The organism is Actinacidiphila sp. bgisy167, assembly GCF_057707665.1.
In genome coordinates this window covers 1-15,693 of sequence record NZ_JBYIQP010000064.1, presented here as the reverse complement: position 1 = coordinate 15,693, position 15,693 = coordinate 1, and the positions used below count along the sequence as shown (strand labels likewise).

General features: G+C 73.0%; 13 protein-coding genes. 9 read left to right on the top strand and 4 right to left on the bottom strand.

Annotation, left to right across the window (positions count from 1 at the left end):
* Positions 1–17: 17 nt before the first annotated feature.
* From AC3ET4_RS22335 to AC3ET4_RS22320, 4 genes are all read left to right on the top strand, one after another.
* Positions 18–608 (top strand): CGNR zinc finger domain-containing protein, encoded by a 591-nt coding sequence (locus AC3ET4_RS22335; RefSeq protein WP_431952133.1) that lies wholly within the window; start codon positions 18–20, stop codon positions 606–608.
* Positions 609–765: 157 nt separating this feature from the next.
* Complete coding sequence (locus AC3ET4_RS22330; protein WP_431952131.1) at positions 766–1,461, top strand: type 1 glutamine amidotransferase domain-containing protein; 696 nt, start codon at positions 766–768, stop codon at positions 1,459–1,461.
* Positions 1,462–1,551: 90 nt separating this feature from the next.
* Positions 1,552–2,439 carry a helix-turn-helix domain-containing protein gene (locus AC3ET4_RS22325; RefSeq protein ID WP_431952129.1) on the top strand — a complete coding sequence of 296 codons (888 nt, stop codon included), beginning with the start codon at positions 1,552–1,554 and terminating at the stop codon, positions 2,437–2,439.
* Positions 2,440–2,674: 235 nt separating this feature from the next.
* The gene (locus tag AC3ET4_RS22320; RefSeq protein WP_431952127.1) at positions 2,675–3,415 is read left to right on the top strand and encodes a dienelactone hydrolase family protein; all 741 of its coding nucleotides are present in this window, start codon (positions 2,675–2,677) and stop codon (positions 3,413–3,415) included.
* 77 nt (positions 3,416–3,492) lie between these two features.
* Here AC3ET4_RS22320 and AC3ET4_RS22315 read toward each other — a convergent pair whose 3' ends face one another.
* Entirely contained in the window at positions 3,493–3,720 is a 228-nt protein-coding gene (locus AC3ET4_RS22315; RefSeq protein ID WP_431952125.1) for a DUF6011 domain-containing protein, read from the bottom strand.
* A gap of 246 nt (positions 3,721–3,966) precedes the next feature.
* Positions 3,967–4,824, bottom strand: coding sequence for a siderophore-interacting protein (locus tag AC3ET4_RS22310; protein ID WP_431952123.1), 858 nt, complete (start codon positions 4,822–4,824; stop codon positions 3,967–3,969).
* 165 nt (positions 4,825–4,989) lie between these two features.
* Here AC3ET4_RS22310 and AC3ET4_RS22305 point away from each other — a divergent pair, with 165 nt between their 5' ends.
* Complete coding sequence (locus AC3ET4_RS22305; protein WP_431952121.1) at positions 4,990–6,348, top strand: cytochrome P450; 1,359 nt, start codon at positions 4,990–4,992, stop codon at positions 6,346–6,348.
* Here AC3ET4_RS22305 and AC3ET4_RS22300 read toward each other — a convergent pair.
* Entirely contained in the window at positions 6,317–7,234 is a 918-nt protein-coding gene (locus AC3ET4_RS22300) for a 5'-3' exonuclease (protein WP_431952183.1), read from the bottom strand. The two genes, AC3ET4_RS22305 and AC3ET4_RS22300, sit on opposite strands and share 32 nt — an antisense overlap.
* Positions 7,235–7,409: 175 nt before the next feature.
* Here AC3ET4_RS22300 and AC3ET4_RS22295 point away from each other — a divergent pair, with 175 nt between their 5' ends.
* The 3 genes from AC3ET4_RS22295 (at position 7,410) to AC3ET4_RS22285 (ending at position 11,162) form a co-directional block, all read left to right on the top strand.
* The gene (locus tag AC3ET4_RS22295) at positions 7,410–8,495 is read left to right on the top strand and encodes a quaternary amine ABC transporter ATP-binding protein (protein ID WP_431952119.1); all 1,086 of its coding nucleotides are present in this window, start codon (positions 7,410–7,412) and stop codon (positions 8,493–8,495) included.
* Positions 8,488–10,284, top strand: coding sequence for an ABC transporter permease/substrate binding protein (locus AC3ET4_RS22290; RefSeq protein ID WP_431952117.1), 1,797 nt, complete (start codon positions 8,488–8,490; stop codon positions 10,282–10,284). The genes AC3ET4_RS22295 and AC3ET4_RS22290 overlap by 8 nt, the downstream gene beginning before the upstream one ends.
* A 101-nt stretch (positions 10,285–10,385) precedes the next feature.
* Positions 10,386–11,162 (top strand): helical backbone metal receptor, encoded by a 777-nt coding sequence (locus AC3ET4_RS22285; protein WP_431952115.1) that lies wholly within the window; start codon positions 10,386–10,388, stop codon positions 11,160–11,162.
* 77 nt (positions 11,163–11,239) lie between these two features.
* On the opposite strand, the gene AC3ET4_RS22280 is transcribed toward AC3ET4_RS22285, so the two are convergent.
* Positions 11,240–14,326, bottom strand: coding sequence for an alpha-L-rhamnosidase-related protein (locus AC3ET4_RS22280; RefSeq protein WP_431952113.1), 3,087 nt, complete (start codon positions 14,324–14,326; stop codon positions 11,240–11,242).
* 418 nt (positions 14,327–14,744) lie between these two features.
* On the opposite strand from AC3ET4_RS22280, the gene AC3ET4_RS22275 reads away from it, so the two are divergent.
* On the top strand, positions 14,745–15,693 hold a 949-nt coding region (locus AC3ET4_RS22275; RefSeq protein ID WP_431952111.1), incomplete at its 3' end, for an aminoglycoside phosphotransferase family protein.

The following is a 15,693-nucleotide window of genomic DNA, read 5'->3' as shown; positions in this document are numbered from 1 at the left end:
GCCGTACCATGATGTGCATGGAGGAGAGCGTGAATGACCGATGTGACGTGCGGCCCGCGCCGGGAGCGGAGCGGTATCCGGCGCTCGACCTGGTGAACAGTGTCGTGACACTGCCCGGCGGTCGGTCGGTGGATCTCCTCGACACGCCGACCGAGGTCGCGCGGTGGCTCTTCGCGCACAGCCTCGCGTCAGCGGAGGCCGTCCTGCGGGAGGATGACGCGGAACGGTTCCGTGTCCTGCGCACACACATCCGGGACCTCGTCGCCTCGCACGTCCTCGACCGGCCCGCCCCCGACAGGGCGCTCGACGTCATCAACGAGGCGCTCAGGGGAGCGCCGGCCGCCGCCCTGCTGCACTGGGATCCCGCCCGCGGACTGCACCGTGCGGCGGATCCTCCCGACGCGAAGGTGGTCGACCACGCCCTGGCCGGCCTGGCCGCGGACGCGGCCGACCTGCTGACCGGTCCGGACGCCGAGCGGCTCACCGCATGCGGTTCGGCTCCCTGCAACCGGTACCTCCTGTGGCACGGGCGCCGTCAGTGGTGCTCGACACGTTGCGGGGACCGGGCGCGCGCGGCCCGCGCCTACGCCCGGCGAATACGCTCCTGAAGGCGACATGCGCGGTGACAGAGGACGAGCCGCGCGCCTTCTGCGTCCGGTCGCGGGCGGCCGCTGCCTGACCGCCGATGACTCCCATATGCAGATGTTTCTCCACGTATCTACGCTTTGGTTGTGAAGCGCTCGGAGAGACCAGGAGGTGTGCCCGATGGCGAAAGTGCTCTTCATCGTCAGCGGAGCGACGTACTGGGTACTCAAGGACGGCACCAGGTACGCCACGGGATACTGGGCCGAGGAATTCGCGGTGCCGTACAAGAAGGTCACGGAGGCCGGCCACGAGGTCGTCGTGGCGACGCCTGGCGGTGTCGTCCCGAACGTCGACATGATGAGCCTGCGCCCCTCCATGGCGGGAGGCGAGGAGGGCGCCCTGGAACTCGAGTCGATCATCCGTTCCGCGGAGGTGATGCGGCGGCCGCTGGCGCTCGCGCATGTCCGCCTCGAGGACTACGACGCGGTCTACCTGCCGGGCGGCCACGGCCCGATGTCGGACCTCGCGTACGACGCCGACGTCGGCCGCCTGCTCACGGCGCAACTCGCCTCGGGTAAACCGCTCTTCATCGTGTGTCACGCGCCCGCGTCGTTGCTTGCCACCCGCATCCACGGCCAATCGCCCTTCAAGGGCTACCGGGTCACCGGCTTCACGAACGAGGAGGAGGAAGCCGTCGGACTGGCCCCTCGGGCGACGTGGCTGCTGGAGACGGCGCTCAAGGAGGAGGTCGGTGTCGAATTCAGCCGAGGGCCGATCTGGGAGCCCTACATGGTCGAGGACCGCAACCTCGTGACCGGACAGAACCCCCACTCCTCCGCGGTCCTGGCGGACCGGCTCCTGGAGATCCTCAAGTGACGGTGACCGGTCCGGGGCAGGAGCGTAGGACCCTACCGGTCGTCCGGCGGCCCTGTGTGCGAAGCCCCGCCACCCTCGGAGCGCGCCGCCTTGCTACCCCGTCGCAGCAATGGCGACAGCAGCATCGCGGCGGTGTGCTCACCTGGGTTTGACCAGGGCTCGTGGCTGTGGGTGCGTCCGGGTCAGATCCAACAGTGGGGGGACGTCGAACTGGCGGAAGGAGCCCTGATCCTCTTCGAGAGGGACTTCCTCGACCTGCCCACGGTCACACTGTCCCGCCTGGACGAACCCGACCTGTGCCCCCTCCTCACGCCGGTCGGCGAGGACCGCGTCGCACTCAGAACCGCGGCAGCGCATCTGGAGGGGGAGTGGCGCGACCGCGGAAACGCACCGCTTGAAGCCCACGTGCTGATCCTGCGCCAGTTGCTCGCCGCGCTGATTCTGCGCATCGCGCACATTCAGTCCCCCGGGAGCCAGGTCGCAGGCCGCGGTGAGCCCTACCGACAGTTCAGGGCCGCCGTGGACCGCGACTTCGCGCGAACTCGCCGGGTCGAGGACTACGCCCGCAGCCTCGGCTATTCGGCCCGCACGCTGACCCGCGCCACCCTCGCGGCCGACGGAGTGACCGCGAAGGAATTCATCGACCGCTGCCGTACGGGGGTACGGGGCATTGCCGAAGCGATTCCAGGGCTGCTGGTCCACGCCGGCGGTAGGTGCGGTGCACCCGGTCGCGCCCTCCGCCATGCCTGGCGGGCTTCGAGTGGGAGGCCGGCGGGCACAAGCAGCGGGATGGACGGGGAGGGCATGACGACCGGGGCGGCGCGGTTGCCCCTCGGCGATGGTGACGGCGGCGTACGCGGCGAGGGCCGGGACCACGGCGCCCACGAACCCGTACGCGGACTTTGCGGCTGCACCTTATGCGCTCCCCGGGGTGGCGACGCATCGGGCCTGCCGCGGACGCGCCCGACCAGCGGTTGACTGTCGCCTGCACTGTCGGCCGAACGGCTTCGCGCGGCCGCCGGGCACGGGGGCTCCGCCGAAAACGAGTTGGGCGGGCGAGCCGGTCGCTGCTACCTTTCCGGAGGCCGTGCGAGAGATCGAGGAGGTGGTACCCGTGAACGTATCGACATGGGTGCTCCCCTCCGGGGTCACGGTCGGACGATGACAGGTCGTCCGGGAGCGCCGCTCACGCGCACTCCCGAAAGGCACGACCATGCACGTCACTTCTGAGCAACGCCTCGACGACGGCATCCTCGAACGCGCATTCACCCTGGGGGAGATCCCGGGCATCCTGTGGACGCCGGAAACCGCTTCCGCGTCCGCGCCGGCGCCGCTGATCCTGCTCGGCCACCCTCCCCTCGGGCTGCGCACGATGCACCCGCGGCTGGTGGACCGGGCCCGGCACGCCGCGGCGGAGGGCTTCGCCACGGCGACCATCGAGCTCCCGGGAAGCGGCGACCGGCCCCGGTGGCCCGCCGCCGAGCAAGCCCGCGCCGACCTGCGCCGGGTGATGGCGGCCGGCGAGCCGGTCGGTGACGAGATCATCGACGCCCTCGTCCTCCCGCTCGTCGAGCGGGCGGTCCCGGAATGGCGGGCCGCCCTGGACGCCCTCCTGGAACTGCCCGAGATCGGCGGTCCGGTCGGCTACTCGGGAGGAGTGATCTCCATCGGCATCCGGCTGGCGGTGGTCGAGCCGCGCATCGCGGCCGCCGGTCTGTTCGCCGGGAGTCTCGTGCCGCGCGCCCTCTTCGCGGAGGCCCGCCAGGTCACCGTCCCTGTGCATGTCCTGCTGCAGTGGGACGACGAAGGGAACGACCGGCAGGCGGCCCTCGACCTGTTCGACGCCCTCGGCTCCGAGGAGAAGACCTTGCACGCCAGCATGGGCGGGCACACCGGTGTCCCGCCGTTCGCGGGGGACGCGGCGATCCGGTTCTTCAGCCGGCACCTGAGGTGAGCCGGGCGGCTGCGCAACGACGCGTGCGCTGACCCGCACTCACGGGGCCGCGGAGTTCGCCTCGGGCCCACGCGGCCTCACGTCCCCGGCAGCCGGTCCTGTTCGACGTCGAAGCGGCCGATCCGCGGTGCCGCGCCGAGGCCGTGCTTGCGCCGGCAACCGCGGCCTCGGCCCCACAGCCGGGCGTCGTGCGCGGTGAGGGGCCGGTGGCAGTCGGCGCACAGGACGCGCGGACGCTCCGGCGCCGGATGCTCGTCCGGCGCGAGTCCGGGGAGGGGGGACGGCTCGGGTGCGGTGGCGGCCATGCAGGCAGTCTGGCAGCGCCCGCCGCCGTCCCCTGCCGGTGGCCGGCCTCGCCGGGCGGTCGCCCGCGTCGTGGCGTCGGCGGCGTCGTGACGTCGGCGGCGGCCGCGCGGCCGGGTCGGCCGGCGCCTCGTCCGGCACTTCCGGCCGCGGCCAGTCAGCGGGGCGGCGGGCGGAGGGGGCCCCCCGCCCGCGGACATTCCGGCCGGTCAGTGCCCGAAGGTGTCGCAGTCGACGCGGGGACGTCGTCAGGAGGCGAGCGCCCGCCGCGGCGCCTCCTGCTCCTCCTCGATGCGGCGGTTCCACTCCCGCTTGGAGGCCTGCCAGCCGTCCTCGTCGTGACCGGCGCGCCAGTAGCCCGAGATCGACAACCGTTCGCGGGGCACGCCCAGCTCGACCCGCAGCAGGTGGCGGAGCCGCTTGACGAAGCCCGCCTCGCCGTGGACGAAGGCCTGTACGTCGCCGGGCGGGAAGTCCAGCCCGGTCACGAGCCGGACCAAGGCGTCGCCGACCCGGCCGGAGCCGCGGTGCACCCAGACGACCTCGGCGTCGCCGGGGGTGGGCAGCTCCTGCTCCTCCTGCGGACCCGAGACCTCGACGAACACCCGGGCGGGAGCGCCCCCGGGCAGCCGTTCCAGCGAGGCGGCGATCGCCGGCAGCGCGCTCTCGTCGCCCACGAGCAGATGCCAGTCGGCGGCGGCGTCGGGCATGTAGGCGCCGCCGGGGCCGAGGAAGAGCACCTCCTCGCCGGGCTGGACGCGCGCGGCCCACGGTCCCGCCAGGCCCTCCTCGCCGTGGTACACGAAGTCGACCGTCAGCTCGCGGGCCTCGGCGTCCCAGCGGCGCACCGTGTACGTACGGACGCGCGGCCACTGGTCGCGGGGGAACTCGGCGCGGATCCGCTGGATGTCGAAGGGCTCGGGGTAACGCACGCCTTCGGCCGGGAAGAGCAGCTTGATGTAGTGGTCGCTGTGCTCGCCCACGGGGAAGCCGGCGAGGGTGTCACCGCCGAGCACGACGCGGATCATGTGCGGGGTCAGCCGTTCCACGTGCCGCACCCGCGCGCGGTTGAGTCGCGGATTCCTGCGCACCGGACGGTCTGCCATGAGCACACTCCTCGCTTGAAGTTAGGTAAGCCTAACCCATGCGCCGCTCGCTGTGCAGCCCGGTCTCGGAAAGATCACGGATCTTCGAACGCCGGTTCCGGTCCGCCGTTCCCCGCCTTGGATGGGACCGACACGACGGGACGCTTTCCGGGGAGGCCGGCGCACATGGTTTCCGACACCACCACAGCGATCACCACAGGACCCCGAGGGGTGCCGCTGCTGGGAAACCTCCCGCAGTTCGCCAAGGACCCGCTCGCCTTCTTCACCGCGCTCCGCGAGTGCGGCACGGGACAGGTCACCTGGGCTATGGGCCGCACCCCCGCCCGCTTCCTCAATGATCCCGCACTCATCGGGGAACTGCTCTCGGCCCGGGAGTCCACCTTCTCCCTGCCCGACCTCGGCTGGTCCTTCCGCTATCTGATGGGCGAGGGCGTCGTGGTGGCCAAGGGCGCCGACTGGCGCCGCAAGCGGTCTCTCGTCCAGCCCTCGGTGCGGCCCCGGCAGGTCCGCGCGTACGCGCGGACCATGGCCGACTGCGCGCGGGAGCTGGCCGACGGCTGGAGCGGCGGCGAACGCGTGAACGTCCGCCGCGAGATGACCGGCCTCACCCAGCGCATCGCCGTGCGGACCGTGTTCGGTACCGACGCCGCCGTCCGCGAGGAGGTCATCGGCCGCTGCATGGACGTCGCCCAGCAGCAGATGGGCGCGGAGTTCCGCGGCCTCGGCGCGATGCTGCCCGACTGGGTCCGCACCCCGGGGAGGATCCGCTTCAAGGCCGCCGTCGACACCCTCGACGCGGAGGTCGCCCGGATCGTCGCCGCCCGCCGGGCGGGCGGCGGGGAACGCGACGACCTGCTCAGCCGGTTGCTGGCCGCGGTCGACGACAACGGGGTACCGCTCACCGACAGGGAGATCAGGGACGAGACCGTCACCCTCTACAACGCCGGCCACGAGACCACCGCAACCACCCTGACCTGGGCCTGGTACCTGCTGTCCCGCAACCCCGAGGCGCGGGCGGCGCTCACCGAGGAGCTGGAGCGGGTGCTCGGCGGACGCACCCCCGGCTTCGACGACTACGCGCAGCTGCGCTGGACCGAGGCCGTCGTGAAGGAGACGCTGCGCGTGCGGCCCACGGTCTGGCTCAATCTGGCCGTCGCCGAGGAGGGCGCCACCCTGGGCGGGGAGCCCGTCGCGGCCGGCACCCAGGTCTGGATCAGCCCCTGGGCCACCCACCACGATCCGCGCTGGTGGCCGGAGCCGGACGCCTTCCGCCCCGAGCGCTGGCTGGAAGGGGCGCCCGACGCGATCACCGACCACACCTGGTTCCCCTTCGGCGGGGGCACCCGGGCCTGTCTGGGGGCGCGCTTCGCGATGGTCGAGGCGGTGATCGTGCTGGCCACCCTCGGCAGCCGCTTCCACCTGGACACCGGCGACGAGGAGGTCCACCCGACCGTCGGCCTCACCCTCCAGCCCGACCGCGACGTGCTCGCCGTCACCCGGCCCGTTCCGGCCCCAGCGCGCTGAGCAGCCGCTGCAGCGAGCCGCCCAGCCCCCAGCGCTCGGCCAGCGCGGCCAGTTCCTCGGGGCTGCGCGGCTCGTGCGGCAACCGCGGGGAGAAGTCCGGCAGCGGCACGTCGCAGGCGACCCGGACCACCTTGGGCGCGACCGCCAGGTACTCCCCGGCCTCCCGCAGCCGCTTGCGCTGCGCCGGGGTCACCTTGGAGGCCGGGTCGAGGGCGGCGGCCATGATCCCGGCCAGGTCGCCGTACGCGTCCAGCAGCTTGGCGGCCGTCTTCTCGCCGATGCCGGGCACGCCCGGCAGGCCGTCGCTCGGGTCGCCGCGCAGCAGGGCCAGGTCCGCGTATCCGGGGCCGTCCACACCGTACTTGGCGCGCAGCCAGGCCTCGTCCACCGCGTCGAGCGCCCCCACGCCCTTGACCGGGTACAGCACCCGCACCCCGCGGGCGTCGTCCACCAGTTGGAACAGGTCGCGGTCGCCCGTGACGATGTCCACCGGGCCCGCCGCCCGGCCCGCCAGGGTGCCGATCACGTCGTCCGCCTCGTAGCCCGCGACGCCCACCCGGGCGATGCCCAGCGCGTCCAGCACGGCCTCGATCACCGGGACCTGCGGCGACAGGGTGTCCGGGACCTCCTCGACGTCCGAACCGCCGGGCACCTCCTCCGCGACGCGGTGCGCCTTGTACGAGGGGATCAGATCCACCCGCCACTGCGGGCGCCAGTCCGCGTCCATGCAGGCCACCAGGTCGTCGGGGGAGCGGTCGGCGACCAGCCGGGCGATGAAGTCCAGCAGCCCGCGCACGGCGTTGACCGGTGAGCCGTCCGGCGCGCGCACCGAGTCGGGCACGCCGAAGTACGCGCGGAAGTAGAGGCTGGCGGTGTCGAGGAGCATCAGGCGTCGAGTCACATGCCGATGATGCCGCACCCCTGCGACACCGTGACCTGTCTCACGGAGGGGTTTGCTCCGCCCGGGCCGGGGCACCCGCCGTCCCGGAGCGGGACAGGAGCGCTCCGCGACCTGCGTGCGGGGGCAGCCGGTCGGGCTTCCTTCGACACGTGAGGTGTATGTGTACAGGCTGCAGGCAGAGCATCTGTACAAGGTGTTCGGCGCCGACCCCGAGGACGGCGTGCGCCGTCTCAAGGCCGGAGCCGGGCGCGACGAGCTGCGTGAGAGCGGTACGACCGCGGCGGTGATCGACGCGAGCTTCGACGTCCGCGAGGGCGAGATCTTCGTCGTCATGGGCCTGTCCGGATCGGGCAAGTCCACCCTGCTGCGCACGCTCAACGGGCTCACTCCCCCGACCGCGGGGCGGGTGCTCTTCGACGGCCGCGACCTCACCGCACTCAGCCCCGGCGAACTGCGCCGTGTGCGCTCGCACGGCATCAGCATGGTCTTCCAGCACTTCGCGCTCTTCCCGCACCGCAGTGTGCTGCAGAACGCCGCGTACGGCCTGGAGGTGCAGGGCGTCGGCCGCGGGGAACGCGAGGAGAGGGCCGCGCGGGCCCTGGGACTCACCGGCCTGTCCGGCTGGGGCGACTCCCGGCCCGACGAGCTCTCCGGCGGGATGCAGCAGCGTGTGGGCCTGGCCCGCGCACTCGCCACGGACGCCGGTGTGCTCCTCATGGACGAGTCCTTCAGCGCCCTGGACCCGCTGATCCGACGCGACATGCAGGACCAGCTGCTCGAACTCCAGGGCAGCCTGCGCAAGACCATCGTCTTCATCACCCACGACCTCAACGAGGCCATGCGCCTCGGCGACCGCGTAGCCGTCATGCGCGACGGGCGCATCGTGCAGATCGGCACCCCCGAGGACATCCTGCTGCGCCCCGCCGACGACTACGTCAGCTCCTTTGTGCACGACGTCGACCGCTCCCGCGTGCTGACCGCGGGCACCGTCATGGAGCCGCCGCCGCGCGCCGGCGCCGGCGACTGCCACTGCGAGACCGTCACTTTGGGCACCGCCCTCGCGGACGTCCTGCCGCTCAGCGCGCGCACCGCGCATCCCGTGGCCGTCCGCGGCGAGGCGGGCGGCGTGGTCGGCGTGATCACCAAGGACCGGCTGCTGGCCGCGCTCGGCGCCCCCGACGGCCCGCGCACACCCTGTTCCGCGGACCCGGCCCCCGCCGCCGTGAAGGAGGCGGCGCGTGCCTAGGCTGCCCCTCGGCGACTGGACCGACAGCGCCGTCACCTATCTGCGCGACCACTTCGGTCCGCTCTTCGACGTGATCAGAGCCGTCGTCTCCGGCCTGTACGACGGCCTGGACGCCGTCCTCCAGGCCCCCGCCCCGCTGCTGCTCGCCGGCATCCTCGCCGTCCTCGCCCTGTGGCTGCGCGGTCTGACCGCGGGTGTGCTGGCCTTCGCGGGCCTGGCCCTCGTCGTCTCCGTGCGGCAGTGGGAGGCGGCCATGGACACCCTGTCCCTGGTGCTCGTCGCCACCGTGATCACCATCGTGCTCGCCGTGCCGCTCGGCATCTGGGCGGCGCGCGACCGCAGGGTCTCCGCCGCCCTGCGCCCGGTGCTGGACTTCATGCAGACCATGCCGGCGTTCGTCTACCTGATCCCCGGCATCTTCTTCTTCGGTGTCGGCCAGGTCCCCGGCATCATCGCCACCATCGTCTTCTCCCTGCCGCCGGGCGTGCGCATGACCGAACTCGGCATCCGGCAGGTCGACGCGGAACTCGTCGAGGCTGCGGAGGCCTTCGGCACCACCCCCCGCAGCACCCTGCTGCGGGTGCAACTGCCGCTGGCGCTGCCCACGGTCATGGCGGGCGTCAACCAGGTGATCATGTTGGCGCTCTCCATGGTGGTCATGTCCGGCATGGTCGGCGGCGGCGGCCTGGGCGCCTCCGTCTTCACCGCCATCAGCCAGGTCGACATCGGCCTCGGCTTCGAGGCCGGCCTGTCGGTGGTCATCCTCGCCATGTACCTCGACCGTGTCACCGGAGCCCTCGGCACGCGCGTCTCCCCGCTGGGCCGGCGCGCCGCGGCCGCGGCCTCCCCGCGCGGTCGGCGGCTGTGGACGTACCGGCCGCAGACCTCCGTCGCCGTCGTCGGCATCGTCGCCCTCGCGCTGGTCGCGGGCGGGGTGAACGTCTTCGGCGCCGCCGACGAGAAGAGCGCCGTCCCGCAGGCCGACAACGTCGGCAAGGGCCGCCGGGTCGACATCGGCTACATCCCCTGGGACGAGGGCATCGCCTCCACCTACCTGTGGAAGGAACTGCTCGAGCGGCGCGGCTACGCGCCGAAGGTCACCCAGTACGACGTCGGCGCGCTCTACACCGGCATGTCCGCGGGGCGGGTCGACTTCGAGACCGACTCGTGGCTGCCCGTCACACACCGGTCGTACTGGGAGAAGTACAAGAACGAGCTGGACGACTACGGCTCCTGGTACGGACCCACCTCGCTCGAACTGACCGTGCCGTCCTACGTCAAGGACGTCGACTCGCTCGCCGACCTCAAGGGCAAGGGCAAGCAGTTCGGCGGCCGGATCATCGGCATCGAGCCCGGCGCCGGGATGATGAGGATGCTCGACGAGACCGTCCTGGACGCGTACGGGCTGAAGGGCGAGTACAAGGTCACCACCGGCTCGACGGCGAGTATGCTCGCGCAGCTCGACCGCTCCATCAAGGCGAAGGAACCCGTCGTCGTCACCCTGTGGTCCCCGCACTGGACCTACAGCGAGCACAGCCTGAAGAAGCTCGAGGACCCGCTCGGGGCCTGGGGCAAGGGCGACGGCGTCCACACCCTCGCCCGCGACGGCTTCGCCGGCGACGAGCCGCGGGTCGCGGCGTGGCTGAAGGACTTCAAGCTGAGCGAGGCGGAACTGACCGGGCTGGAGGGAGCCGTGCACAAGGCGGGCCAGGGCCATGAGCAGGACGGCGTCCGCCGCTGGCTCGACGCCCGTCCCGGCCTGGTGGACCGGCTCGCCCCGGTCGGCTGACAGGCGCGAGGCGCCGGGCGGCGCGGCGCCCGGCGCCTCCCCACCCGAGGGAGCGCGCCGTCCGGCCCACCCCTTGCGGCGGGGGTGGATACGGTGGAGACATGACCCCTCGCGACCTCGGCCCCGCACGGCGTGTGGTCTCCCTCGTCCCCTCGCTCACCGAGGCGGTGGCGTCCACGTCGCCCGCCGTGCTCGTGGGAGCGACCGACTGGTGCAGCCAGCCGGCCGACCTGCGCGTCACGCGGGTGCGGGGCACCAAGAACCCGGACATCGCGCAGATCGTCGGGCTCGCCCCCGATCTGGTGATCGCCAACGAGGAGGAGAACCGCGCGCCCGATCTGGCGGCCCTGCGCGCCGCCGGCCTGACGGTTCTGGTCACCGAGGTGCGCAGCCTTCCGCAGGCATTCCGGGAACTGCACCGCGTGCTGGTGGAGGCCTGCGGGCTGCCGCGCCCGTCCTGGCTCGACGCCGCGGAGCAGGCCTGGGCGTCCGCGTCGCCGCACCCCGCCGGCCGTCCCCGCAAGGCCGTCGTCCCCGTCTGGCGCCGGCCCTGGATGGTGCTCGGCCGGGACACGTTCGCCGGTGACCTGCTGGCCCGGCTGGGCGTCGAGAACGTCTACGGGGACCACGAGGAGCGGTATCCGCGGGTGCCGGTCGACGAGCTCACCGGCAGCGGGGCGGACCTCGTGGTGCTCCCGGACGAGCCGTACCCGTTCACGGCGGACGACGGTCCCGAGGCGTTCCCGGACATACCCGCGGCCCTTGTCAGCGGCCGCCACCTGACCTGGTACGGCCCGTCCCTCGCCGAGGCGCCGGCCGTGCTCGCCGCCGCCCTCGCCCCACCGGCCCCCGCCGCACCCGGCCGGCGCGGGCGGTAAGGCGCAGGCCCCGGAGATGGATCCCCCCGGCGCACGCGGGCTCGAGGCCGTCGCGTGCGCCGGGGAGGGAAGGGGGATCAGCCGCGGGCCGTGAAGTGGGTGCGGCCCGAACCGACCCGGTAGACCGCGCGGCCGTCCTGGACACCCAGGTACGCGGCGTCGCTGCCGGACGCGGTGTAGCGGCCGCCCGCCACCACGGGCAGTGCGACCGTCGCCGTCACGTTGACCGGCACGTCGACCGTCGTGTCCACACCGTGCGGCCCGCGCCGCCAGTCGACGCCGACGGTGCCGCGCTCGGTCCACTGGGTGCCCGAGGCGTGGCTCACGCCGGCGTCCGCCGGGGCGATCCGCACCGTCGCCGCGCCGGGGCTCGTCACCGTGAGGCCGAGGACGCCCTCCAGTACCCCGACGACACCCGCGCCGCCCCAGCCGTGCGACATGCTCTCGCTGCTGCTCTGCGAGACCTCACCGGGCGCGCAGTCGCTGCTCGCGCAGCCCGGCGTCCACTGCTCCCACAGGAAGGTGCCGCCCTCGGCCAGGACCTGCGCGGGCCCGTCGGAGGAGGGATCGGTGAGGATCTGCACCAGCGTGTCCGGCCGGTCCACGACCCGCAGCGCCCCCAGCAGGGTCCGCAGCGTCATCGGCCCCTGGCGCATCCCCTGCCGGGACATCTCAGCTCCCAGCGCCGCGTACTCGGAGGGCTTCGCGACTCCGTAGGCGACGGGGAAGCTCTGCGCGTGCTCGCTGCGGTGCTCGATCAGGGCACCGCCGGTGGCGAGCCCGTCCGACCACAGCCCGGTGCCGCCGTCGCGCAGGTGCTCGCGCATCGCCGCCGCCAGCCGGTCCGCGCGGTCGCCGTAGACCTCCTGGGTGGCGTGGTCGCCGAGCGCCCCGGCCGCCTCGGCGACCGACCGCATCGCGCCGACGCCGAGGGCGTTCACGACGGTGCGGTTCACGTTGCCGTCGGTGACATAGCCGTACCGCATCGGGGACGGCCAGTCGATGATGCCGTGCAGGTACGCGCCGCTGCCGCCGGGCAGATCGGCGACCAGACCGCGGTCGTCCACCGCCGAGGAGATGTAGTCGGCGATGTTGCGCATCACGGGCATGGCCTGCGCGAGCAGTTCCCGGTCGCCCGTCGTGCGGTAGTAGCGCAGCACCCACTCGGGGAACATCTCGGTGTAGTCGGGGATGTCCCGCTTCGCGTCGCCATTGGGGTAGACGGAGTTCATGGCGCCGTTGGACCAGTAGCGCGCCTGCGAGTTCATGAAGGACACGATGGCCTGGCGGGTCAGCCCGCGCTCGCCCGACGCGGCCATCGTCGCGAAGGACTCGTCGACGGTGTCGCCGAGGAACTGGCCCTTCTCACGGGTCGGGGTGTCCAGGAAGACGTTCTGCGCGGACTGCAGCGCCGAACGCTGCATCAAGGAGAAGACCCGGTCCAGGGTGTCGTCGCTGCTGCTGAACGTGGCGGGGTGGGCCGCGTCGGTGTTCTGCACGACGGCGGCGACGTCCCGCGTGGTCAGCTTCTCGCCCGGGTCGCTGATCTGCAGGTAGCGCCAGCCCCAGTAGGTGAAGGCCCGGGCGGTCTGCGGACCGTCCTTCTCGGTGTAGTAGAAGCGCATGTTGCTGCCCTGGGTGTCCAGACCGGCCGTTCCGGCCCGGGAGTTCTCCACCCAGCTCGCGGCGGCGTGGTCCTTCTCCAAGGGGCGGTCCAGGGTCACCTTCGCGCCGTCCACGGCGGTCGCGGTGCGGGACTCGGGGTGCCCGGCCCCGTACCCCGCGGCGGGCGCGTCCACCACGATCTCGTCGCCGGTGTGGACGTTCGCCGCGTTCGCCAGCGTCACGGCGGCGTCCCCGGCCCGCACGGCGGCGGTCAGCGTGGAGTTGCTGCGCCGGTAGCTGGTGGTGAGCGTCAGCTGCCGGCCGGCGGTGCCGGAGCGCAGCCGCACCGAGGGCACCGCCGCGTACACCTTCCCGAAGTCGGCGAGGACGGTGCCGTCGGGCAGGTGCAGCAGCGAGACCGGGTGGACGGTCTGCTGTGTGAGGTGGGCCTGCAGCGCCGACAGGTGGGTGAAGGCGCAGGGGGAAGCACTTCCCTCGTAGGACGCGCAGTTCTCCGGGTTCGGCCGAGGGTGGGCGCCGATGACGGTGGCGGCGGCCCAGTCGGAGTCGTCGTAGCCGGGGGTGTCCCAGCCGGTCTGCTCGGCGGTGGCGTCGTAGTACTCCACGCGGTCGCCGGCGTCGCTGTTGCGGTAGGTCAGGGTGTCGACCCGCTGGGCCTCGTAGCGGTGGACCTTCCAGGTGCCGTCGGAGACCGCCACGTCACGGGTGCCGTCGGCGTGCTCGACCACCACCTTGACCAGCAGCCCGGAGGGGCCCTCGGGGGCGACCGGGCCGTTGGCCCGGCCCTGGCACTTGCAGGACCAGTAGTGCGTGATCACACCGACGGCCAGATCCCGTCCGGCCTTGACGCCCCCCAGCGCGGCGACGTCGTAGAAGCCCTCGCCGGCGTACTCGTAAGAGGAACTGCGCTGCACGGTCTCGCCGTTGACGTCGACCTGCCAGTCGCCGGAGGCCGCGACGTACACCCGGGCGCCGACCACGGGGCTGCCGGCGGACACCCGGACGACCTTGCGGGCGGCCGTCCACTCGTTGCTCGCGTCGTTCCCGGTGGCGGGACGGCGGATCCACTGGGCGCCGGACCAGTCCTGGTCGGTCAGGCCCGTGCCGAAGGACGCGCCGGCCGAGAAGGGGGAGGCCGCACCGGCCCGGTCCCAGGTCCGCACCTTCCACTGGTACACCGTGCCGGGGGCCAGCGCGGGCCCGGCGTACGGCACCCAGGACTGCTCGGAACCGCTGACCTTGCCGCTGTCCCAGACGGTGCGGCCACCGGGGACGCGGACGACGACCTGGTAGGCGGTCTGGACCTCGTCGGAGTCGGTGTCGCGGGGCAGCCAGCCGAAGCGCGGCGCGCCGTCGAGGGCGAGCGGCTCGGTGCGGTCGTCCACCGTCAGCCCAGTGGGGGCGCCGGGGGCGTGGTTGCGGGCCGCCGGCCCGTGGTCGGCGTAGGCCTGAGGGGTGGCGGCGGCGGTGAGCGTCAGGCCCAGGGAGAGGGCGAGAAGGGTGAGGCGGCGGGGGAGTGTTGGCGGGCGGCGTTTCATGAACACCTCTCGGAACGGGGAGTTTAAACGTTTCAATTCGCATGCGCGGTATTGATACGTTTCAATCACGTGAACGGGAGCGTAGGGAGGCCCCCGGGGCACTGTCAACGCTTCGCGTGTGCGGCACCGTTGCCGTGCGCGGGTCGTGCGTGGTGGCGGTCGAGGTGTCTCCCCCGCCCTCCCGCCCGGCGCCCGGCGCGTTCAGTGGCCGCCTTGCAGGTTGTGCGCACCCCGCACCCATCGTCCGGGGCGCCTGGAGGTGGGCGGGGGAGAAACCCCAACCGCAGCCACAACTCACCCGCACCACGCACCGCACCCGCACCCGCACCCGCACCCGCACCCGCACCCGCACAAAGCGACGCACCGCACACGACAAAACCCCTTGGCCCCCGCGGGCGAAGCCCGCAATGCTCGGGGAATGACACTGACGCCCCGCACCCGCCTGCCCTGGGCGGCCCTGCCCCGCGATCTGGCCGTCGCCGTGGAGGCCCGGTTGGGCGCGCCCGTGGCCCGGGCCGAGAACCAGACGGGCGGCTTCTCCCCGGGCGTGGCGGCCCGCCTCACCCTCGCCGACGGCCGCCGAGCCTTCGTGAAGGCGGTCAGCCCGGCTCAGAACCCGGATACCCCGCACATCCACCGGGCCGAGGCACGGATCGCGGCCGGACTGCCCGAGGACATCCCGGCACCGCGCCTTCTGCACTCCTTCGAGCAGGACGGCTGGGTCGTGCTGGCCTTCGAGGACGTGCCAGGCCGCACCCCGGCGCAGCCCTGGGACCCGGGAGAGCTGCGCCGGGTCCTGGACGCGATGACCGCCCTCACCGCCCGACTGACCCCGAGCCCGTTGCAGGTGCCGTCCGCCGTCGAGCGTCTTGCGGAGAGCTTCGGCGGATGGGCGCGGCTGGCCGCCGACCGGGACGCCGGAACGGACGACCTGCACGGCCTCGATCCCTGGGCGGCGGCGCATCTGGGCGAGCTCGCCGCCCTGGAGTCGGGCTGGGCCGAGGCGCTGGCCGGCGACACACTGGCTCATGGCGATCTTCGCGCCGACAACGTCCTGCTCACCGGCGACGGCGGGGTCGTGTTCGTGGACTGGCCGTGGGCGTGCACCTCCACGCCGTGGTTCGACCTGCTGTGCATGCTGCCCAGCGTCTTGATGCAGGGCGGCCCCGAGCCGGAGCGGATCTTCGCCGTCCACCCTGTGGCGCGCGACGCGGATCCGGCCGCGGTGGACGCGGCGCTGGCCGCCCTCGCCGGGATGTTCCTGACGCACGCTCGGCGCCCCGCGCCCCCGGGGTTGCCGACACTGCGCGGCTTCCAGCGGGCGCAGGGGGAGGCGGCCCTGTCGTGGTTGCGCACCAGGCTGCGCT

Coding starts and splice junctions, on each gene's coding strand:
- AC3ET4_RS22305 (WP_431952121.1), top strand. CDS start 4,990: ATGGTTTCCGACACCACCACAGCGATCACCACAGGACCCCGAGGGGTG.
- AC3ET4_RS22320 (WP_431952127.1), top strand. CDS start 2,675: ATGCACGTCACTTCTGAGCAACGCCTCGACGACGGCATCCTCGAACGC.
- AC3ET4_RS22335 (WP_431952133.1), top strand. CDS start 18: ATGGAGGAGAGCGTGAATGACCGATGTGACGTGCGGCCCGCGCCGGGA.
- AC3ET4_RS22310 (WP_431952123.1), bottom strand. CDS start 4,824: ATGGCAGACCGTCCGGTGCGCAGGAATCCGCGACTCAACCGCGCGCGG.
- AC3ET4_RS22285 (WP_431952115.1), top strand. CDS start 10,386: ATGACCCCTCGCGACCTCGGCCCCGCACGGCGTGTGGTCTCCCTCGTC.
- AC3ET4_RS22280 (WP_431952113.1), bottom strand. CDS start 14,326: ATGAAACGCCGCCCGCCAACACTCCCCCGCCGCCTCACCCTTCTCGCC.
- AC3ET4_RS22300 (WP_431952183.1), bottom strand. CDS start 7,234: ATGCTCCTCGACACCGCCAGCCTCTACTTCCGCGCGTACTTCGGCGTG.
- AC3ET4_RS22315 (WP_431952125.1), bottom strand. CDS start 3,720: ATGGCCGCCACCGCACCCGAGCCGTCCCCCCTCCCCGGACTCGCGCCG.
- AC3ET4_RS22330 (WP_431952131.1), top strand. CDS start 766: ATGGCGAAAGTGCTCTTCATCGTCAGCGGAGCGACGTACTGGGTACTC.